Annotated in this window: 18 protein-coding genes, 2 tRNA genes and 1 pseudogene; 12 read left to right on the top strand and 9 right to left on the bottom strand. The window is 67.6% G+C overall.

Going from position 1 to position 19,230, the window contains the following annotated elements; translation table 11 throughout:
* The 7 genes and pseudogenes from AB0D32_RS04835 to AB0D32_RS04805 all read left to right on the top strand — a co-directional run bounded on the left by AB0D32_RS04835 (window position 1) and on the right by AB0D32_RS04805 (window position 3,948).
* Window positions 1-375, top strand: coding sequence for a metalloregulator ArsR/SmtB family transcription factor (locus AB0D32_RS04835; protein ID WP_357084978.1), 375 nt, complete (start codon window positions 1-3; stop codon window positions 373-375).
* 92 nt (window positions 376-467) lie between these two features.
* Complete coding sequence (locus tag AB0D32_RS04830; protein WP_357084975.1) at window positions 468-596, top strand: hypothetical protein; 129 nt, start codon at window positions 468-470, stop codon at window positions 594-596.
* Window positions 596-1,699 (top strand): ACR3 family arsenite efflux transporter, encoded by a 1,104-nt coding sequence (arsB, locus tag AB0D32_RS04825; RefSeq protein WP_357084972.1) that lies wholly within the window; start codon window positions 596-598, stop codon window positions 1,697-1,699. Before AB0D32_RS04830 ends, arsB begins: the two co-directional genes overlap by 1 nt.
* 38 nt (window positions 1,700-1,737) lie before the next feature.
* Window positions 1,738-1,899: pseudogene (locus AB0D32_RS04820) on the top strand (phosphatase); the annotation flags it as partial.
* 20 nt (window positions 1,900-1,919) lie between these two features.
* On the top strand, window positions 1,920-2,429 hold the full coding sequence (locus AB0D32_RS04815) for an N-acetyltransferase family protein (protein ID WP_357084969.1): 510 nt from the start codon (window positions 1,920-1,922) through the stop codon (window positions 2,427-2,429).
* 17 nt (window positions 2,430-2,446) lie between these two features.
* Complete coding sequence (locus AB0D32_RS04810; RefSeq protein ID WP_357084966.1) at window positions 2,447-2,854, top strand: arsenate reductase ArsC; 408 nt, start codon at window positions 2,447-2,449, stop codon at window positions 2,852-2,854.
* 938 nt (window positions 2,855-3,792) lie between these two features.
* A complete protein-coding gene (locus AB0D32_RS04805) occupies window positions 3,793-3,948 on the top strand; it encodes a hypothetical protein (protein WP_357084959.1) in 156 nt (51 codons plus the stop codon).
* 46 nt (window positions 3,949-3,994) lie between these two features.
* Here the strand turns inward: AB0D32_RS04805 and AB0D32_RS04800 are convergent, their stop codons facing one another.
* Window positions 3,995-4,804 carry a hypothetical protein gene (locus AB0D32_RS04800; RefSeq protein ID WP_357084957.1) on the bottom strand — a complete coding sequence of 270 codons (810 nt, stop codon included), beginning with the start codon at window positions 4,802-4,804 and terminating at the stop codon, window positions 3,995-3,997.
* The gene (locus AB0D32_RS04795) at window positions 4,801-5,634 is read right to left on the bottom strand and encodes a sigma-70 family RNA polymerase sigma factor (RefSeq protein WP_357084954.1); all 834 of its coding nucleotides are present in this window, start codon (window positions 5,632-5,634) and stop codon (window positions 4,801-4,803) included. The genes AB0D32_RS04800 and AB0D32_RS04795 overlap by 4 nt, the downstream gene beginning before the upstream one ends.
* A 296-nt stretch (window positions 5,635-5,930) precedes the next feature.
* On the opposite strand from AB0D32_RS04795, the gene AB0D32_RS04790 reads away from it, so the two are divergent.
* The 4 genes from AB0D32_RS04790 to AB0D32_RS04775 all read left to right on the top strand — a co-directional run bounded on the left by AB0D32_RS04790 (window position 5,931) and on the right by AB0D32_RS04775 (window position 10,168).
* Entirely contained in the window at window positions 5,931-6,209 is a 279-nt protein-coding gene (locus AB0D32_RS04790) for a hypothetical protein (protein WP_357084951.1), read from the top strand.
* Complete coding sequence (locus tag AB0D32_RS04785) at window positions 6,209-6,541, top strand: helix-turn-helix transcriptional regulator (protein ID WP_357084948.1); 333 nt, start codon at window positions 6,209-6,211, stop codon at window positions 6,539-6,541. Before AB0D32_RS04790 ends, AB0D32_RS04785 begins: the two co-directional genes overlap by 1 nt.
* 1,557 nt (window positions 6,542-8,098) lie before the next feature.
* A complete protein-coding gene (locus tag AB0D32_RS04780) occupies window positions 8,099-8,425 on the top strand; it encodes a helix-turn-helix domain-containing protein (RefSeq protein ID WP_357084945.1) in 327 nt (108 codons plus the stop codon).
* Between the two features lie 459 nt (window positions 8,426-8,884).
* On the top strand, window positions 8,885-10,168 hold the full coding sequence (locus AB0D32_RS04775; RefSeq protein ID WP_357084942.1) for a site-specific integrase: 1,284 nt from the start codon (window positions 8,885-8,887) through the stop codon (window positions 10,166-10,168).
* A gap of 17 nt (window positions 10,169-10,185) precedes the next feature.
* Here the strand turns inward: AB0D32_RS04775 and AB0D32_RS04770 are convergent.
* From AB0D32_RS04770 to gyrB, 6 genes are all read right to left on the bottom strand, one after another.
* A tRNA-Ala gene (locus tag AB0D32_RS04770) sits at window positions 10,186-10,258 on the bottom strand.
* Between the two features lie 40 nt (window positions 10,259-10,298).
* Complete coding sequence (locus AB0D32_RS04765; RefSeq protein ID WP_231920970.1) at window positions 10,299-10,427, bottom strand: DLW-39 family protein; 129 nt, start codon at window positions 10,425-10,427, stop codon at window positions 10,299-10,301.
* A gap of 43 nt (window positions 10,428-10,470) precedes the next feature.
* A tRNA-Ile gene (locus AB0D32_RS04760) sits at window positions 10,471-10,544 on the bottom strand.
* 221 nt (window positions 10,545-10,765) lie between these two features.
* Entirely contained in the window at window positions 10,766-11,707 is a 942-nt protein-coding gene (locus AB0D32_RS04755) for a DUF3566 domain-containing protein (RefSeq protein WP_357084939.1), read from the bottom strand.
* 4 nt (window positions 11,708-11,711) lie between these two features.
* Window positions 11,712-15,491 (bottom strand): intein-containing DNA gyrase subunit A, encoded by a 3,780-nt coding sequence (gyrA, locus tag AB0D32_RS04750; RefSeq protein WP_357084936.1) that lies wholly within the window; start codon window positions 15,489-15,491, stop codon window positions 11,712-11,714.
* Between the two features lie 130 nt (window positions 15,492-15,621).
* Window positions 15,622-17,568 carry a DNA topoisomerase (ATP-hydrolyzing) subunit B gene (gene gyrB / locus AB0D32_RS04745; RefSeq protein ID WP_357084933.1) on the bottom strand — a complete coding sequence of 649 codons (1,947 nt, stop codon included), beginning with the start codon at window positions 17,566-17,568 and terminating at the stop codon, window positions 15,622-15,624.
* A 508-nt stretch (window positions 17,569-18,076) separates the two neighbouring features.
* On the opposite strand from gyrB, the gene AB0D32_RS04740 reads away from it, so the two are divergent.
* Entirely contained in the window at window positions 18,077-18,640 is a 564-nt protein-coding gene (locus AB0D32_RS04740) for a hypothetical protein (RefSeq protein WP_357084930.1), read from the top strand.
* Between the two features lie 77 nt (window positions 18,641-18,717).
* On the opposite strand, the gene AB0D32_RS04735 is transcribed toward AB0D32_RS04740, so the two are convergent.
* Entirely contained in the window at window positions 18,718-19,203 is a 486-nt protein-coding gene (locus AB0D32_RS04735) for a MarR family transcriptional regulator (RefSeq protein WP_357084927.1), read from the bottom strand.
* Between the last annotated feature and the right edge of the window lie 27 nt (window positions 19,204-19,230).

The raw sequence follows: 19,230 nt of genomic DNA, 5'->3' as shown, positions 1-19,230 counted from the left end.
ATGTCGAAACAAGCGCTGCCGGTGGTGGACCTCCAAGCCGTGGCCTGCTGTTCCCCGATCGCGGTCCGCCCGCTGGATGCCGATCAAGCAGCGGTGGTCGCGCCGATGTTCAAGGCCCTGGGCGACCCGGTTCGGCTGCGGCTGATGTCGATGATCGCCTCGGTGCCGGAAATCTGCGTCTGCGATCTGACCCCGGCGTTCGACCTGTCCGGGCCGACCATCTCCCACCATCTCAAGGTGCTGCGCGAGGCTGGTCTGGTCGACTCCGACCGACGCGGCACCTGGGTGTGGTACCGGGTCCGCCCGGAGGCGTTTCGGCAACTCGGCGCACTGCTGGACATCTCCACCGCCCCGGCCGCCGACACCGCAGCGTGAGAGTCGCCCTGCACCTGCCACCTCGTCGCGGACACCGGCACGAAACAGCCCAACGTCTCCAACCACCTGCGTTACTGCGCGACGCGGGCCTGGTGGCCGCCGAACCACGCGGCCGGTTCACCTACTACCGGCTGCTGCCCAACGCGATCGAGGCCGCCGCCCGTCTCACCTCGCTGGCCACCCGCGCCCGCACCAACACCGAATCCCTCCGGGAGTGCTGATGACCGCCGCCGACACCACGTCCCCACCCCAAGCGGTGGTCGCCCGGCTGTCCCGCTTGGACCGGCTGCTGCCCGCCTGGATCGGCCTGGCCATGGTCGCCGGCCTGCTGCTCGGCCGCCTCGTCCCCGGGCTGAACAGCGCCCTGGACGCGGTGAAGATCGGCGGCATCTCCCTGCCGATCGCCTTCGGACTCCTCGTCATGATGTATCCGGTTCTGGCGAAAGTCCGCTACGACCGGCTCGACACTGTCACCAGCGACCGCCGGCTGCTGATCTCCTCGCTGATCCTCAACTGGATCCTGGGCCCCGCCGTCATGTTCGCCCTCGCCTGGATCTTCCTGGCCGACCAGCCCGAATACCGCACCGGCCTGATCATCGTCGGGCTCGCCCGCTGCATCGCCATGGTCATCATCTGGAACGACCTCGCCTGCGGCGACCGCGAAGCCGCCGCCGTCCTGGTCGCACTCAACTCCGTGTTCCAGGTCCTCGCCTTCGGCCTACTCGGCTGGTTCTACCTCACCGTGCTGCCGAACTGGCTGCACCTGCCCGGTGCGCACCTCGACATCTCCGGCTGGGACATCGCCCGCAACGTCCTGATCTTCCTCGGTGTCCCGCTGCTGGCCGGCTACCTCACCCGCCGGCTCGGCGAACGCACCAAAGGCCGCGCCTGGTATGAATCCGCGTTCCTACCCAAGATCGGACCGGTCGCGCTCTACGGCCTGCTGTTCACCATCGTGATCCTCTTCGCCCTGCAAGGCGACGCCATCACCTCCCAACCATGGGACGTGGCCCGCATCGCCCTGCCACTCCTGGCCTACTTCGCCATCATGTGGGCCGGCTCCTACGCCCTCGGCCGCGGCATCGGCCTGAACTACCAGCGCACCACCACTCTCGCCTTCACCTCCGCCGGCAACAACTTCGAACTCGCCATCGCTGTGGCCATCGGCACCTTCGGCGTCACCTCCGGCCAAGCCCTCGCCGGCGTAGTCGGCCCACTCATCGAAGTGCCCGTCCTCGTCGCCCTGGTCTACGTCAGCCTCGCCCTGCGCCAACGCCTGTTCCCCGCCAACGACGCGGCCACCACCAGCGCGACACGCCCATGATGCTCCACCTGCTGGGCTTGACACCCGTCCAGATGGTCGCCAAACCCGCCGTTACCATCGGCCGGGCCTTCACCGGCATCGCCCCGGCGTCGGTGCCCGGCTTCGTCGCCGCCCAACTCGTCGGCGGACCGGTCGCCGTCGCCGCCCTCGCCGCCTGGTACCCCCACGCCGCCGACTCCGCCGACTCCGTCGTCGTGCCGCACCTCGCCCAGGAGAACCGATGACCGCCCCCACCAGCGGCGTCACCATCGTCGCCATGGGTGACCAGCACGCCGACGCGGTGCTGGACATCTACCGGCTCGGCATCGCCACCGGCAATGCCACGTTCGAAACCGAACCGCCAACCTGGGGGCACTTCACCGCCAGTCGGCTACCCGGTCACCGCTGGGTGGCCGTCGACCCCACCGGCCGGGTCCTCGGCTGGGTCGCCTGCTCCGCCGTCTCCGACCGGTGCGTCTACACCGGGGTGGTCGAGCACTCCGTCTACGTCCACCCCGACGCCCACAGCCAAGGAATCGGCCGCCTCCTGCTCGACGCCCTGATCGCCTCGACCGAGCAGGCCGGCGTCTGGACCATCCAATCCGGCGTCTTTCCAGAGAACACCGCCAGCCTCGCCCTACACACCGCCTGCGGCTTCCGCACCGTCGGCACCCGCGAACGCGTCGGCCGTCACCACGGCATCTGGCGCGACGTCACCCTCATCGAACGCCGCAGCCCGATCATTACCTGACAGGAAGAACATCACCGATGAGCGACAAGCCCAGCATCCTGTTCGTCTGCGTCCACAACGCCGGCCGCTCCCAGATGGCCGCCGGCTGGCTCCGCCACCTCGCTGGCGACACCGTCGAGGTCCGCTCCGCCGGGTCCGAACCGGCCGACCAGATCAACGCCGTGGCCATCGAGGCGATGCGCGAGGTGGGTATCGACATCACCGGTCAGATTCCGGCCCGGCTCACCTGGGATGCCGCCGAAGCCACCGATGTCATCGTCACCATGGGCTGCGGCGATGCCTGCCCCGTCTTCCCCGGCAAGCGCTACGAGGACTGGAAGCTCACCGACCCCGCCGGCCAACCCCTCGACGTCGTCCGTCAGATCCGCGACGACATCAAGACCCGAGTTACCGACCTGCTCGCCACCATCGAGTCTCAAGGCTGAGCAACCCGGCTCGCCAGCTCGGTCCACGCACTACGGCGCTTCTTCGCCACGACGCTGATCACCAACCACGTCGAGCCGCAGGAGGGTGCAGCGTCTGCTTCGGCACAGGACGTTGCGCATCACGTTGGAGACGTACGTGCACTGGCTGCCGAAGCGAGACCGGCCCAGCGGCGTCGTTGGCTCGGTCGTGAGCTCAGCAGCGGAACGCGCCACCTAGGCGACCATCCGGCCGCAAGATCATGACTGACCTGTGCCCGGCTTGGGCCCGTTGATCTTGCGAGGAAGAATCGCCTGGTCAGAGGCGATATTGGTGGAGCCCAGGGGACTCGAACCCCTAACCCCTGCCTTGCAAAGGCGGATGACGGGCGTTGAGCCTCGTCGACGAGTGGCATCCCTCGTCGTCCTTGGCTCAGCGCCCGTCGTCCGTTGCCACTGACTCGCAGCGGGTGTCGTAGCTTTCGCTGACTTTGCGCTGACGATGCGGGCCTCTATCACACCCCTCCGACAGAGGGCTTGGGCGGCTCACTACGGGGAATTAACCGCCGCAATGTATTGCGATCCAAAATTTGTTGTCCACAACTAGCAAAAAACTTCTATCCACAAGATGTGGAAGCCAAAACCACAGCTCAGCAGCCCTGTAGAGAAACGCAGCCAGACTTTATGCACAGGCTATCCACATGTAACGCGCTTGATTGCCTACCGTCGTCCACAGGTTGTCCCGAGGTTCGTCCACCGACGTGGTTGAGCACCTGCCCAACGGAGTGCTTTCATCTTCAGCGGAGGAACTACACGGCTGGAGTTTGGACGCAGCCCGAGCAACAGGACTGTCAGATGCCCGTGTACAACCTCTAGAGACACGGAGCGGCACCCGCCTAGGAACGGGTGCCGCCATGAACCTCCGTGTTGATCCGCAGCCACGAACCAGGTAAGGAGACCAAGTGCCCACGTTAGCAACCCGGCGTGAACGGGCCAAGCAGAGCGAGGACCAGCACACACGCCGGATCGGCTACCTCACAGCTGTAACCGCCCTGATCACGGCGGTGTCGACGCTGGTGGCTGCTGCCGCCACCTTGGCGGCAATGTTCTTCGCCTAGTTACCTGCGGGGCAGGCAGGGTGACCCTGCCTGCCCCGGCTCAGCACTAGGCCGGCGTCATGTAGACCACGGTTGCGTCGTCACTGCGCTTGTTGCGCGGCCACCTGTGGCCCTCTGGGTCCTTCGCCTCAATCGCTCGAACACGGCTGACCACTTCGGCAGGACCGGACTCCGCGAGTAGGTCTAGAAGGCTCGACCAGGTCAAGAGGTCGAACATGCGAACGAGACGCGCCGCGCCATCAGTCAGGACGGCACACCTGCGAAGACCACGCAGAGGAAAAGCTCCGGTCAGTGCCTCCCGCGCGACGGTGGGATCCGCCGCAGCGACCCAAAATCCCCCCGGCATATTGCGGGCTGCCAACTCCGCGTGCTTCATACGGACCATCGCATCGTTCTTCTGCTGCGAGCCAATCGGGTACTTGTCAGCTTCGGCGCGTTCCACGCCGGCCGTACCTTCAACCCGATCATCCGTTATTACTTCTAGGCGGTCACCGCAGTCGAATACGAGACTAATATCGCCAAGGGCGAGGTACTCAACAACCTCCCCATTGGCCCTCAGGATAGCGACAGCAGACGAGGGTGTTCCCGCACTTTGCAAATCACAGCTAGGATGCTCGCCGGCAACAGCCTTAATAGCAAGAGAAAGGGCGTCCGGTAGAGCGCGGGCCACATCTTCTGCATACGCCGAGATGGCAGCACCTAGATGAGCGGCATACCACGAGACGCCGTGCACGCATCCCGTATCTGTGCGAGCAGTGGCACCATCGAGCACGACAACGAGGCGAGAGGAAGCGGAAAACCAATCCTCGTTTTCCGCACCCGGCTTAGCCGGGTCCGAAACCGCGTCGACAATCATTTCACTACCTCGTGCCTGTAGATGGGAGTTGCCTGCCCGACGCTCTGGACACCCTGCCGGTTGAACTCGGCTTTGATAACAACCGAGAAGCGGTGCGTCTTGAAATCCTTATACAGCATCGGCAGGCTCTCGGCGAGGTATTGAGCGGCTCCCAACGTGCCCTGGGCGTGGATGCCAGCCATGTACAGGAAGGTTCCCTTGCCGTCCGGACGCGGGAGCCGGCCCAGATATGCGTAATCGAAGTTCTCGCCGTTATCACGCGGAGAGCGGAACTCTTGGGAGCCATCAGCAGTCGACAAAAACCAGCCGCTGTCATCGACCTTAAATCGTAGGTGGGGATCCGCCTCCATGATCTGCCCAAGGAACGGCAGGAGGCGAGGAGATGTCATGACAATAAGGTTTGGCCTGTTGAGATGCACATGACCAGGCGGCGGCACAACTTCGCACGAGGCGTCTAGGCCAACCGACCGAGCTAGGTCAGCAAGAAGGTTATAGGCTTTGAAACTTTCGGCGCTGATGACATCACCCGGATCATGTCGCCCGACTTCCTGCTTCCCACCGATAGCGACAGTCAGACGGCCAGTTCCGAGAAATGCGCGTTCGGGACGCACTCCGGCCGAAAGTAGCTGCGAGACGCGAGACCGAGACATGTCTAGCAAGTGCGCAATCTGCGTCTGAGTCATTCCGCCCGCAAGAAGATCTTCAAGGCTCTCGCGACGTAAGCGGGAAAGCTCCCCGATGGCTGCTTGATAGTGGTCGATAAGTCGATGGGCGGCAAGAGCTCGCTCGCGGGCATCTCCGATGCCAGCGACCGCCGTTGGGTCGTCCACTGGTCAACTCCCGTCGCGTCAAGGGGGGTAACCACAGTGTAAGCCCGTCGACCGGGGCAAACGAGCCAGGGAACGTCCACCGGACTCACACTCTGTGTTGAGGGGGGTTGACACCCCCTGGCGCTCATGGTTGTCTACCTCACACCAGCCCCCTGAACTGGACATGTTGAGGGGGATGAACAAGGCCCCGGTGGGCTGCCACCCACCGAGGCCGGTGCATCTATCCGCCCTTGGAGAGGACCTAGAAGATGCAGGTCAAGCGTATCCCGGTAGCGCCATCGATGGACAGTCGCGCGTTGGCTGCTCTGGCGGCGCAGTACCGGCCGTCGCGGCTGAACGGCGCTGGTGTGTGCCTGTACTGCGAGACGCGGTGGTGCCAGTCGTCGGCGTGCGTCGCCACGCACGCGGCGTCGCTGTGGGCTCCGTGCCCGGAGTGCGACGGGTTCAGCTTCGGTCGCTGCGACAACTGCCTCAACGGCGTGGTGGAGGTGTCCCGGGCCGGCTTGATTGAGCTGGCCGGGCGGGTGCTGCCGCGCCGTGCGGGTGAGTCCGTGGCGTTCGCGGTGGTGGCGTGATGGAGACGCGGTGGAAGCGGATGCGGTTCGAGCGTGGGTGGTCGCAGCGTGACGTGCTGCGGCGCCTGGCGGCGGCGGCCCGCCGGCAGGGTGTGACGCTGCCGGCTGAGGGCTCGGTCATCAAGGCGTTGTCCCGGTGGGAAAACGGGCACAGTCGCCCGACCTCGTTCTACTTCGGACTGTTGGCTGAGGTGTTCGACCTGCCGCCGGACGCCGGGACGGTGCCGGTGGCCGTGCCGAAGCCCGGCACGGTGACGGCTGAGCTGAAGTCGCTGCGGGCTGAGGTTGAGCGGCTGGCCGAGTTGGTGTCGCGCCTGGCGGCTGTGGCGTAACGGCGCGACCCCGACGCGCTCTCGGGCGCTTGTTCGTTGACAACTCCATTGGGCCGCCGTGCTGGCGTGCGCGGCGGCCCGCGTGTACCTGGGTCCTCACGGCGAGAACCCCGGGTGATGGTGCGGGCACGGCGACGCCGTGACCGGCGGTCCGCGCGGGGCGAAGAGCTGATAGGCCCGGCTTCGCCGGACTCACTTCCAGACTCGGCGCGACTGATCTTCGTGCCCGGGTCTCCGACCGTCGTGGGCTGGCCTTTCCTTGCTGAAACATCAGGGGATGGTGACCAGCCCGGACCGCCCCAGAGTGTTTCAGCCGGTTTTGAACCCACCCGGACCGGCGTCGACACCAGCACGCTTGACCGGCGTCACCGCAGCGTCAAGCCGGATCGTGAACCGGCCCCACGCGCACGGCTACCGGCTCACCCCCTGGCCTTGGCTGGCCGCTGGTGAGGACCGGAAACCCCGAAACCATCTCCGCATCTCCGCATCTCCGCAAAGCCCCGCCCTGACCAGGGAAAACAGTCTGCGGAGATCTTCCCATCGGTGAAGACCGATCTCCGCATCTCCGCAGGGTCTTGCTTGTAGTGCGGAGATGACCGGCGTTTGCGGAGATGAGGCCCTGACTGGCTACTCAATCTCCGCAAGGGTTCTCCCTGTTCAGGACCTTGTCTGCGGAGATGCGGAGATGCGGAGATGATTTCGCCCCCGCCGCAACAGCGCACCGCGCCGCCCGGACGCGACCCCTGGCGGCTCTCGACAAGCGGAGAGAGGGCCGGGAAGCGTTGACACGCTGACAATCGCCTTCCATGGGGACGTTTTCGCAGGTCACGCCGCCCGAGGTGCTGTCAACGGCCCGCGTTGACAGGCGTTGACAGCGCTGACAGCACCCCTGTCGCCGGCCCGAGTGTCAACGCCTGTCAACGCCTGTCAACGCCCCCCGTTGACACCTTCACACCCCATCCCACCTGCGATAACGCCGCACCGAACGCCGATTGTCAGCGTGTCAACGCTTCCCGGCCCCTCCCGCCGGCCCGCCACCCCGGCAACCCGCCGAACCATCTCGGCATCTCGGCATCTCGGCAGAAACGACCTTCCACCAGCGAAAACAACCTGCCGAGATCAAAACCATCGGCAAACCTCCATCTCGGCATCTCGGCATCTCGGCAACATCCTGCCGAGATGGAGACCGTTTGCCGAGATCGACCCTCAACCCCGGACAAGATCTCGGCAGACATTTACCCAGGTCAACGGCACCTTTGCCGAGATGCCGAGATGCCGAGATGGTTTCGGCCCTCCCCGCAGACAGCGCCGCACCTCGCCGACCGCACCCGAACAGAGCCGCTAAAAAGCCCCTAAGCCAGCAAGGCCAACGCGGCCACCAGGTCGCGGCCCACCCGCGACCGGTCGCGCCGCCGCGACCCACCCCGCGACCCGCCTGGCCAGCACCGACAGCCCCTAGTCGCGGGTCGCGGCCACCACCACCGCCCGCCAGAACTCCGCCCCTACAGCACGAACCGACCCACGACAGCCGCTACCGCTACCCCAGGAGGAAGCACCGTGAGCACGGTCATCCCGTTCCCACCCCGCCCCACCCCAACCGACGCAGACACCATCCCCACTATCCGCACTGCCCCCGTCGCCCGCGCCGTCTACACCGTCGCCGAAACCGCCGAGATCCTGTCGCTGTCCCTCGGCTCTACCTACGCCCTCGTACGGTCCGGCGAAATCCCTGCGAAGAAGGTCGGCGGCCGGTGGCTCGTTCCCAAGGGCCGACTTCACCAGTGGCTCAACGAGCTACCCGAGGCCAGCACCGAAGACGTAGCCGCCGAACTGGAACGCATCGAACGCGCCGAGCAACGCCAGCAACGCCGCAACGGCGCATAGCCGCCCCCGTGGCCGCTAGGCCTAGCCCCACCACCCGCTAGACCTAGCGGCCCCGCTAGCGGCCAACCACCCGCCCTACCTGGCACCTATCCGCCTAGCCCCACCATCACCCGCCCACCGGACAGCCCCACTGGAACACCCGCCGCAGTGTTCCAGCCAGAGCTAGACGTCTGTCTGCCAACCATGCCGGCAGCAATCACCGCCCGTAACCGGATCGAACGGCCGGACCGTCCCCGCGCGGGGTGCTAGCCCTAGCACCCCGCCCTGCTAGCGCTAGCAGACGCGCTAGCAACCAATCGCCAACCCCACCAGCGACCTAGCAACTAGCACCCCACCAGCGACAACGCCCGAGAACCCCGCCAGGACGCGAATTCACACCCCTGTGCGCCCTACTAGCTAGACCACCAACTAACCCCCCTGCAAGTAACACACCGTGACCAACCGAGGAGATCTACAACCGTGGGACACATCGTCAAGACGCCCGCCGGCACCTTCCGCGCCAACTGGCGCGACCCATCCGGCCGGCAGAAAGCCAAGACCTTTCGCACGCGCAAGGAAGCCGCCGCGCACCTCGCCGCGACGGAGACGACCGTGAGTCAGGGAACGTACGTCGACCCCACGGCCGGCAAGACCCGATTCGGCACGTACGCCGAGCGCTGGCTTGCCTCGCGGTCTGTGGAGGCAACCACGCTCGCCGCGTGGACGTCGCGGTTGCGGGCGCGGCTGCTGCCCCAGTGGGGCTCATGGCCGGTCGCCCGCATTGACCACCTGGCCGTTCAGGAATGGGTCACGCGCATCGGACGGGAGTTGTCGCCGGCCACCGTCGCGTCGTGTCACTCGCTGCTGTCGTCCATTCTCGCGTCGGCAGTACGTAGCCGGCTGATCGCGTTCAACCCGTGCGAGGGGGTCCGGCTGCCGGCACAGCGCAAGCGTGCGGGCGGACAGCTCCCGCTGCCGCTCGACCAGGTGACGGAGCTACTTCTCCCGAGCACCCCGGAATGGCACCGTCCCGTCGTCGCGGCGGCGGCCGGCGCCGGGCTGCGGTGGGGCGAATGCCTCGGTCTGCGGTGGGGTGACGTCGACCTGCCGGACGACGACGACCAGGGCGCCACGCTGAGCGTGCGGCGAGTCGTCATCGAGGTGAACGGGCACCCGGCCGACAAGCCGTATCCGAAGACGGCGCAGAGCAGGCGCACCGTTCCCATGCCGCCGTTCCTGCGCGCCGAGCTGATTCGCCACCGCGGGCGGACGAACCCCGACGCCACCGACCGCGTTTTCACCAACCAGGCAGGCGACCCGATGCTACGGAGCAACTTCCGGCGCCAGGTATGGCGGCCCTCGCTCGTTCGCGCCGGGCTGCTCGGCAGCGTCAGGGAAACCGGCCCGCACCGGTTCCGAGCCACCTGGCGCGACAAGGAAGGCACGGAACAGTCAGCGGAGTTCACCACCCATCGGGACGCGGTGGCGCACGTCGCGGTCAAGGCGGCCGGCGGACTGCGGTTTCACGACCTGCGGCACGGTTACGCCACCTGGCTCATCTCCAGCGGAGTGCCGGTCAACGTCGTCCAGGCGGTCATGGGGCACGAACAGGCGTCGACCACGCTCAACCGCTACACGCACACGCCGGCCGACTTTCATCGGCTTGTCCGAGGGGTTTTCGCGGCCACTGCTGACGACTCGCTGACCGCCAATGAGGGTGGTCGATCAAACGGAGACGACGGAGAGGAAGAGAACGCCCCGTGACCTGCACGGGAGCCAAGTGGAGCCCAGGGGACTCGAACCCCTAACCCCTGCCTTGCAAAGGCAGTGCTCTGCCAGTTGAGCTAGGGCCCCGAGGCGGACGATGCCGCCGGTGCTGGCAGTGCCAGCGGGATCAGCGCAGGTCGGGCGCGGTGGTCGCCTCGTGCCACAGGGCGCGCTCGTCGTTGGAAGCCTTGACCTTCCTGGCCACCACGGCTGCCACACCGACGATTCCGGCCAGGATCAGAAGCTTCTTGAACATGGGGCCCACCCCTCGCGCTCGACTACCGTCGGACGATGTGCGGTGGGGCTAGCTGGAATCGAACCAGCGACCTCAGAGTTATCAGCTCTGCGCTCTAACCGACTGAGCTATAGCCCCGTGTGGCGACGAGCAAGGTTAACCCATCCGTCCGTCCGGCCCCAAATCGGGGGCGGGTGGACCGCACGGGCGTTGCCGTCGCCTCTGAACCTACCGGAGGCTTCGCGCCCGGCCCAGTCGATTACGCGGGCCACGCGGGCCGCTCCGGCGCCGGTGACGTGCTTCGGCACACACGAAAGCCGGGGCTCCGCGCTCGGCGGTGCCCCGGCTTCCAAGGTGGTTCAGTCGCGCTCGGCGAGGGTCAGCTCGATGCCGCCGACCAAGTCCGCGCAGACGTTGTAGACGAACGCCCCGAGCGTGGCGAGCGCCGTGAACAGCACGACGTTGACCAGGCCGATCAGCGCCGAGCTGAGAATCACGCCCTTGGCGGTGATCTGGAAGCCGCTCGTGCTCTGGCCGCCGCCCGCGCTGACCAGGTCGGTCAGGCTGTCGTTGACGCTGGTGAAGACGCCCATCGCGTCGAGAGCCAGGTAGAGCACCGAGGTGGCGACCACCACGACGATGAAGAGCACCACCGAGACCGCGAACGCGAACTTCATGACCGACCAGGGGTCGATCCGCTTGAGGTTCAGCCGGGCCCGGCGGGGCCCACGCGACGCGGCCGAGCTGACCGACGTACGCGCGGCGCGTACCGCGTCACCCACGCGGGCCGCCCCGACGGCGGCGGCACCACTGATGCCCGGCGGCAGGCCACCCCCGTTGGCGGGGCGGGCGGCGCCGGTCGGACGGTTGCCGTCAGGCTGCGGCTTCGCGGTGCCTGTGACGCGGGGTTGCGTGCCGGTGGCCCCTGTGACCCGTGGCTGAGTGCCGGTGGTGCCCGTCACCCGCGGCTGCGTCCCGGTGGTGCCGGTCGACTGGCCGGCACCGATCTTCAGCGGCTGGGTCGTCGTCGGCGCGGCAGGGGCCGGTGTGGCGGCGGGGGCCGGCTTGTCGCCCCCCGCCGCCTCGGTCCTGTCCGCCGCGTCACCGCCCTCGGAGGGCTTGTCCGGAGGCGGTGTCATTCCGGGAGCCCGGGTGAATTTCGGGGCAGGCGCGTCGGCGGGGACGGTCGCCCGGCCCACGGCCGCGCGGCCGGTCGCTGGTGTGCCGCTCTTCGCGGCCTCCTCGTCGACCGGGGTGGCCGAGGTCCCCGTGTTCCCCGACTTCGCCTGTGTCTCCGTCATTCAACTAGTCCTGTTCGTCAGGCTCGTCGGCATTGCGAGCAATCGCCACGATAGTCACGCCATCCGGAAGGTCCATCAGCTTGACCCCCATTGTGTTCCGGTCACGCGTACGGCGTACAGGCTTCACCGGAGTCCGGATGACACCACCGTTGCTGGTGATCGCGAACAGCTCGTCGTCCGGGTCGATCACCACCGCGCCGACCAGACCACCGCGCCGCTCGGTGATCTTCGCAGTCAGCACACCCTTACCTCCCCGACCCTGCACGGGGTATTCCTCGATCGGGGTGCGTTTCGCATATCCCCCGTTCGTCGCCACCAGAACGTCCCGCCCCTCGCGGACGACCTCCATGGCGAGCAGGACGTCGTCCTCGCTGAAGCGCATGCCGATCACGCCCGAGGTGGCCCGCCCCATCGGGCGCAGCGCCTCGTCGCTCGCGTTGAACCGGATCGCCTGCGCGTTCTTGGAGACCAGCAGCAGATCCTCCTCGGGGGCGACGAGCGCCGCCCCGACCAGCTCGTCCTCGTCGCGCAGATTGATCGCGATGATGCCGCCGGACCGGGGGGAGTCGAACTCCTCGAGCCGAGTCTTCTTCACCAGGCCGTTCTTCGTGGCAAGTACCAGGTAAGGGGCCACCTGGTAGTTCGGAATTTCGATGATCTGCGCGATCTGCTCGTCGGGCTGGAATGCGAGCAGATTGGCCACGTGCTGGCCCTTGGCCACCCTACTGGCCTCGGGCAGCTCGTACGCCTTGGCCCGATAGACGCGCCCCTTGTTGGTGAAGAAGAGCATCCAGTCGTGGGTCGAGCATACGAAGAAGTGGCTGACGATGTCGTCCTGCCGTAGGGTGGCCCCGCTGACGCCCTTGCCGCCGCGCCGCTGGGAACGGTAGAGGTCGACCTTGGTCCGCTTGGCGTAGCCCGTACGGGTGATCGTGACGACCACGTCCTCGCGGGCGATGAGGTCCTCCATGGAGACCTCGCCCTCGAACGGCACGATCTTGGTCCGCCGCTCGTCGCCCCACTTGGCGATGATCTCGCCCAGTTCCTCGGAGACAATCCTGCGCTGCCGCTCGGGCTTGGCGAGGATGTCCTTGAGGTCGGCGATCTCCAGCTCCAGCTTGGCCAGGTCGTCGAGGATCCGCTGCCGCTCCAGCGCGGCGAGCCGGCGCAGCTGCATGTCGAGGATCGCGGTCGCCTGGATCTCGTCGATCTCCAGCAGCCGGATCAGGCCCTGCCGGGCGTCCTCCACAGTGGGCGAGCGCCGGATCAGGGCGATCACCTCGTCGAGGGCGTCCAGCGCCTTGGACAGGCCGCGCAGGATGTGCGCCCGCTCCTCCGCCTTGCGCAGCCGGAACGCCGTCCGCCGGCGAATCACGTCGATCTGGTGCTCGACGTAGTAGCGGATGAACTGGGCCAGGTTGAGCGTGCGGGGCACCCCGTCGACCAGCGCCAGCATGTTGGCGCCGAAGGTCTCCTGGAGCTGGGTGTGCTTGTAGAGGTTGTTCAGCACCACCTTGGCGACCGCGTCGCGCTTGAGCACGAGCACGATCCGCATGCCGGTACGCCCGGAGGACTCGTCCCGGATGTCGGCGATGCCGGCGAGCTTGCCCTCCTTGATCAGCTCGGCGATCCGCTCGGCCAGATTGTCCGGGTTGACCTGGTAGGGCAGCTCGCTGACGACCAGGCAGGGGCGGCCCCGCTTGTCCTCCTCGACCTCCACCACGGCCCGCATCCGGATCGACCCGCGCCCGGTGCGGTACGCGTCCTGGATCGCCTGGGTGCCCACGATCAGGCCGTGGGTGGGGAAGTCCGGCCCCTTGACGATCTCCAGCAGCGCGTCGAGGGTGGTGGCCTCGTCCTCCTCCGGGTGCTCCAGGCACCACTGCACCGCCGCGCCGATCTCGCGCAGGTTGTGCGGCGGGATCTTGGTGGCCATGCCGACGGCGATGCCCTCGGAGCCGTTGACCAGGAGGTTCGGGATCCGCGACGGCAGGATCGTGGGCTCCTTGGCCCGGCCGTCGTAGTTGTCCTGGAGGTCGACGGTGTCCTCGTCGATGTCCCGCAGCATCTCCATGGCCAGCGGGTCGAGCTTGCACTCGGTGTTGTGACTGACGAATCCGTCGGAGACGAACGAGTGGTCGTCGGTGTCCACCCGGATGCTGTAGACCGGCCGGACCCCTGCGTCGGCGACGCTGGCGACCTCGGCGAAGTAGAACCGGCCGTCCACCAACGGCTCCACCACGTCGAGCACCTCGGCGTCGGTGATCCGGGCCGCGATCTCGTCGCGGTCCCGCTCCCAGCGCTCGATCCGGTCGACGTTGTGCCGGCGGAGCCAGTCCCGCTCGGTCCACCGGTCGGCGCCGTGCTTCCGGATGAAGTCGCCCACCAGCGGCACGTGGTCACTGGAGAGCGCGGTGCTGGTCGCCGGTACCGAAGCAAGCTCGGATTCCAGCTTGGCCTGCTTGCGGCCGAGGAACCCGACATGGGCAGCGAAGATCCGTGCGTCACGACGGTTGGTCACCACGACCTTGATCTCGCCGTGGTCGTAACGGCACTGCTTGCTGACCACGCCGAATTCCAGCAACAACTGCTGGACTTCTCGACCGAGCCGCTCGCTGCGTGTCGAGTACGAGACCTGGATGGCGTTGCGCTGCAGCAGCGAGGACGAGCCGTCGCCCTCGAAGAGGGCCTGGAGGAAGGCGCGCTTGACCGCCGCCGGCCCCTGCCAGACGAACTCGGGCACGAACTTGGCGGCGCTGCGTACCCCGACCAACTCACCGAGGAGGCTCTTGCGAAGGGCGGAAAGATCCTGGATGTCGAGTTCGTGCAGCAGGCTGCCGGAGGCGATGGTGCGCTCGCTGACGTACCGCCGGCCGCCCACCGCCAGGTCGTAGGCCGCGAGGACCCGGACGAAGAACTCCCGGTCCACATTGTTGAAGCCCGCCCGGCCCTCCGAGACCCAGCCTTCGCTGACGAAGGCGCCGGCGAGGACAGCCGCCTCGACGTGCTCCAGCATCGGGTAGCCGATCTCGTCCGGCACCGTGCGCTGGAGGACCACCCGGTCTCCTGGGGAGATCTCGGCAAGCAGCTTCCACAGCAGGGTCGGCACGCCGGCCACGTCCACCAGGCAGAGCACCGGGTGGTTGTGGGTGCCAGTCAGCTCGTACCCCTCGCGGGTGCGCAGCTGGAGCGTCGCGTGCTCGCCGGAATGGAAGAACCTGGAGGCGCGGACCAGGTCGCCGTTGCGGTCGCGGACCTTGAGGTCGATGTCCGTCTCGCTGCCCGGCGCGGCGTCGGCCACGACCTGGTCGATGCGGATCGACCCCTCGCCGGTACGGATACGAACATCGCCGACGACGCAGTAGCGCATGGCGGCAGCCGGATCGTTGCCCGGCGAGCCGAAGTTGCCGTTGCCGTCGACGAGCGGGTAGCGCAGCGACCAGGCCTGCGCCATCCGGACCAGCGCGTCGTAGATCGCCGAGTCGCCGTGCGGGTGGAACTGACCCATCACGTCGCCGACCACGCGGGAGCACTTCACGTAGCCCCGGTCCGGCCGGTAGCCGGAGTCGAACATGGCGTAGAGGATCTTGCGGTGGACCGGCTTGAGCCCGTCCCGGACGTCCGGCAGCGCCCGCCCGACGATGACGCTCATCGCGTAGTCGAGGTAGGAGCGCTGCATCTCCACCTCGAGCCCGACCGGTTCGATGCGGTCGTGCGCGACGACGGCGGCGACGGTCTCCGGGACCTCGGGCTCGTTCGGTGTGGACTCGGGGATATCGGTCACTGTTAACCCTTATCAGACTCAGAGTCGTTTTCGTGCTGTGGATAACGGCTGTGGATACCGGCCGTGCTGTGGATAACCCTGTGGATCGACGGGCGGGCCGGTGGATGACCGGCCAGCCCGCCGAGACCCGTCAGATGTCCAGGAACCGGACGTCCTTGGCGTTGCGCTGGATGAACGAGCGGCGTGCCTCGACGTCCTCACCCATCAGCACGCTGAACAACTCGTCGGCGGTGGCCGCGTCGTCGAGCGTGACCTGACGCAGCGTACGCGTCGCCGGGTTCATCGTGGTCTCCCACAGTTCGGGGTAGTTCATCTCGCCGAGGCCCTTGAAGCGCTGGATGTCGTCCGGCTTCGCGTTCGGCTTCTTCTGCTGGCGCAGCGCGATCAGGCCGTCCCGCTCGCGGTCCGAGTACGCGTACTGCGCGTCGTCGCCCTTCTTGTTCCACTTGATCTTGTAGAGCGGCGGGGCGGCCAGGTAGACGTGCCCCAACTCGACCAGCGGACGCATGAAGCGGAAGAGCAGCGTGAGCAGCAGCGTCTGGATGTGCTGACCGTCGACGTCGGCGTCGGCCATCAGCACGGTCTTGTGGTACCGCAGCTTCTCGATGTCGAAGTCGTCGTGGATGCCGGTGCCCAGCGCGGTGATCAGCGCCTGGACCTCGGCGTTCTTCAGCACCCGGTCGATCCGGGCCTTCTCCACGTTGAGGATCTTGCCTCGGATCGGCAGGATCGCCTGGGTCCGCGGGTCGCGGCCCTGCTTGGCCGAGCCGCCGGCCGAGTCGCCCTCGACGATGAAGACCTCGGACTCGCGCGGGTCGGTGGACTGGCAGTCGGCCAGCTTGCCCGGCATCGAGCCGGACTCCAGCAACGACTTGCGCCGGGCCAGCTTGCGGGCCTGCTGCGCGGCGATCCGGGCCCGGGCGGCCTGGGACGCCTTCTGAATGATGATCTTCGCCTCGGCCGGGTTGCGGTCGAACCAGTCGACCAGCCACTCGTTGCAGACCCGCTGCACGAAGCTCTTCACCGGGGTGTTGCCCAGCTTGGTCTTGGTCTGGCCCTCGAACTGCGGATTGGCCAGCTTCACCGAGATGATCGCGGCCAAGCCCTCGCGGATGTCCTCACCGGAGAGCTTCTCGTCGCCCTTGAGCAGCTTCTTCTCGGCGCCGTACCGGTTGACGACGCTGGTCAGCGCGGCCCGGAAGCCCTCCTCGTGGGTGCCGCCCTCGTGGGTGTTGATCGTGTTGGCGAACGTGTAGACCGACTCGCCGTACGACTCGTTCCACTGCATGGCGATCTCGACCGACATGCCCTCCTCCTCGGCGCCGAACTCGACCACCGTCTTGTGGATCGGGCTCTTCGAGGCGTTGAGGTGCCGGACGAAGTCGGCGATGCCGCCCTTGTAGCAGAAGGTCACCTCGCGCGGCTTGCCCTCCTCGCCCTCCGGGACCCGCTCGTCGAGCAGGTGGATGGTGAGGCCCCGGTTGAGGAAGGCCATCTCCTGGATCCGCCGGTAGATCGTCTGGAAGTCGAAGTCGACCGTCTCGAACACGTCCGGGTCGGGCCAGAAGGCGACCGCGGAGCCGGTCCGGTCGGTCGCCTCGCCCTTGTCCAGCGGGGTCGGCTTGGAGTTGTGGTACTGCTGCCGCCAGACGGAGCCGTCCTTGTGGATCTCCACCGCCATCCTGGTGGAGAGGGCGTTCACCACGGAGACACCGACGCCGTGCAGACCGCCGGAGACGGCGTACGCCTTGCCGTCGAACTTGCCACCCGCGTGCAGCACGGTCAGCGCCACCTCGACACCCGGCTTCTTCAGCTTCGGGTGCAGGTCGACCGGGAAACCCCGGCCGTTGTCGGTGACCCGGACCCCGCCGTCGGCGAGCAGCACCACGTCGATGGTGTCGCAGTGACCGGCCAGCGCCTCGTCCACCGCGTTGTCGACGACCTCCCACACCAGGTGGTGCAGACCGCGCTCACCGGTCGACCCGATGTACATACCGGGGCGCTTCCGAACCGCCTCCAGCCCTTCGAGGACGGTGATCGACCCGGCGCCGTACTCCTGCTTGTCCTGCGCTGCCACCCTCGGCCACTTTCTCGCGCCGTCCGCACCTGGTGGCGCGTCGGGCGCGGGTTCGGCGGACAGGACGCGACGTCGACGCGCAGACCGGCCCCGGGCACAATCTCCGGGGTACGGGTCGAACGCGCCGGTCGCCGCGGTTGCCCGCGGATCGCGATCGGCTCGACCCGACGTGGACAATGATCGCGAGCCCGGATCCGGGCCCGTGTCTCGTCGCTCCGCACCGGGTCTTCGTCTCGGGGTCAATCTTACTGTGCGCGGGCGACAGAACCACCACTCGGCACCCCCTGCGAGGCGGCTGAGACCGACGTAGCCGGCCGAACCGCTCCGCCTGCGACTCCCCCTACACGCCATGGGGCGATCGGGGGCGCCGCCGCCTGACGGTCGGTGCCGGTCAGGCCGCCGGAGGCGCCACCCCGCCACGCCGTCGGCCCGGCCTTGATCTTTTCCGGCGGGAACCGGACGATCGAGCCGATACGAACCAACCGTGCTCTCGAAGAGGTGACGCCAGATGGGGCTGGACAACGTCGCGGTGCAGTGGCCGCGGACCGGCCGCTTCTACGATCCGGTCGCGCCGGCCGAATTCGTCGACTTCGGCGACATCGTCGACATCGTCGACATGCCTCGCATCTCCGCGCCCACCGCGGCGCTCGCCGAACTGATCGCCAAGACCGGCACCGTGCGGGCGACCGCGTACACCGAACTGGTGGATCTGCTGCTCGGCCTCGAAGGTGTGCTCTACGCCACGGACGCGGCGGCGGAGGACGAGGACCCGGTGATCGACCCCGACGGGTGCGCCTGGGTCGCCAGCGGCATCGAGCGGTTCGTCGCGGGTCACCGCGCGCACGGCGAGGCGGTGACCTTCGACTCGGTGAGTGAGGTGCTGCGGTCGCTGCTCGCCGACGGCCGGCTCGCCGAGCAGCAGCTGCGCTGGCTCGACAGCCGGCTGGACGCGCTGCGCGACGACAGCGGCGAGCCGCCGCTGTGGAACTTCACCTGCGCCGAGCTGGCCGTGCTGGCCGCCTTCTACCGGCGCTGCGCCGACCGCGGCTTCGCCGTCTACGCCGACGCCTGAGGGTTCCGACCCTCCGCCGGCCACACACGGCCCACCGCCGACGCACCGCCGTCTGATCCGGCCGCGTCGGGTGGGCGTCAGGTCGTCGTCGGGGGCCCAGTGGCGGGACCGGCCGCCCCGGCCCGGTTTGCGGCGGCGATGACCCGGGTCAGCACGGTGTGCAGGTGGCGCAGTTCCTCCATCGGCATGCCGAGCCGTTCGACGATCGCGGGCGGGATCTGCTGGGCACGTTCCCGCAGGGCCTCGCCGGTGGCGGTCAGCGTCACCGCGAGGCTCCGCTCGTCGGCGGAGTCCCGCTCGCGCCGGACGTAGCCGGCCGCCTCCAGGCGCTTGAGCAGGGGTGACAGCGTGCCCGGGTCGAGTTGCAGCAGGCGGCTGAGCTCCCGCACGGACAGCGGCGCGTGCTGCCAGAGCGCGAGCATCACCAGGTACTGCGGATGGGTCAGCCCCATCGGCTCCAGCAGCGGACGGTAGACGGCGACGACGCCGCGCGCGGCGACGGAGAGCGCGAAGCAGACCTGCTGTTCCAGCGCCAGGGGATCCCCGTCGAACTGGTCGGTCACGGGCGGGCCTCCTCATCGTTGTTGCGA

Origin of the sequence: Micromonospora sp. NPDC048170 (genome assembly GCF_040652795.1) — a bacterium.
Lineage (GTDB): Bacteria > Actinomycetota > Actinomycetes > Mycobacteriales > Micromonosporaceae > Micromonospora.
The sequence above is the reverse complement of the archived record's forward strand: the minus strand, read 5'-3'. Positions and strand labels throughout refer to the sequence as shown.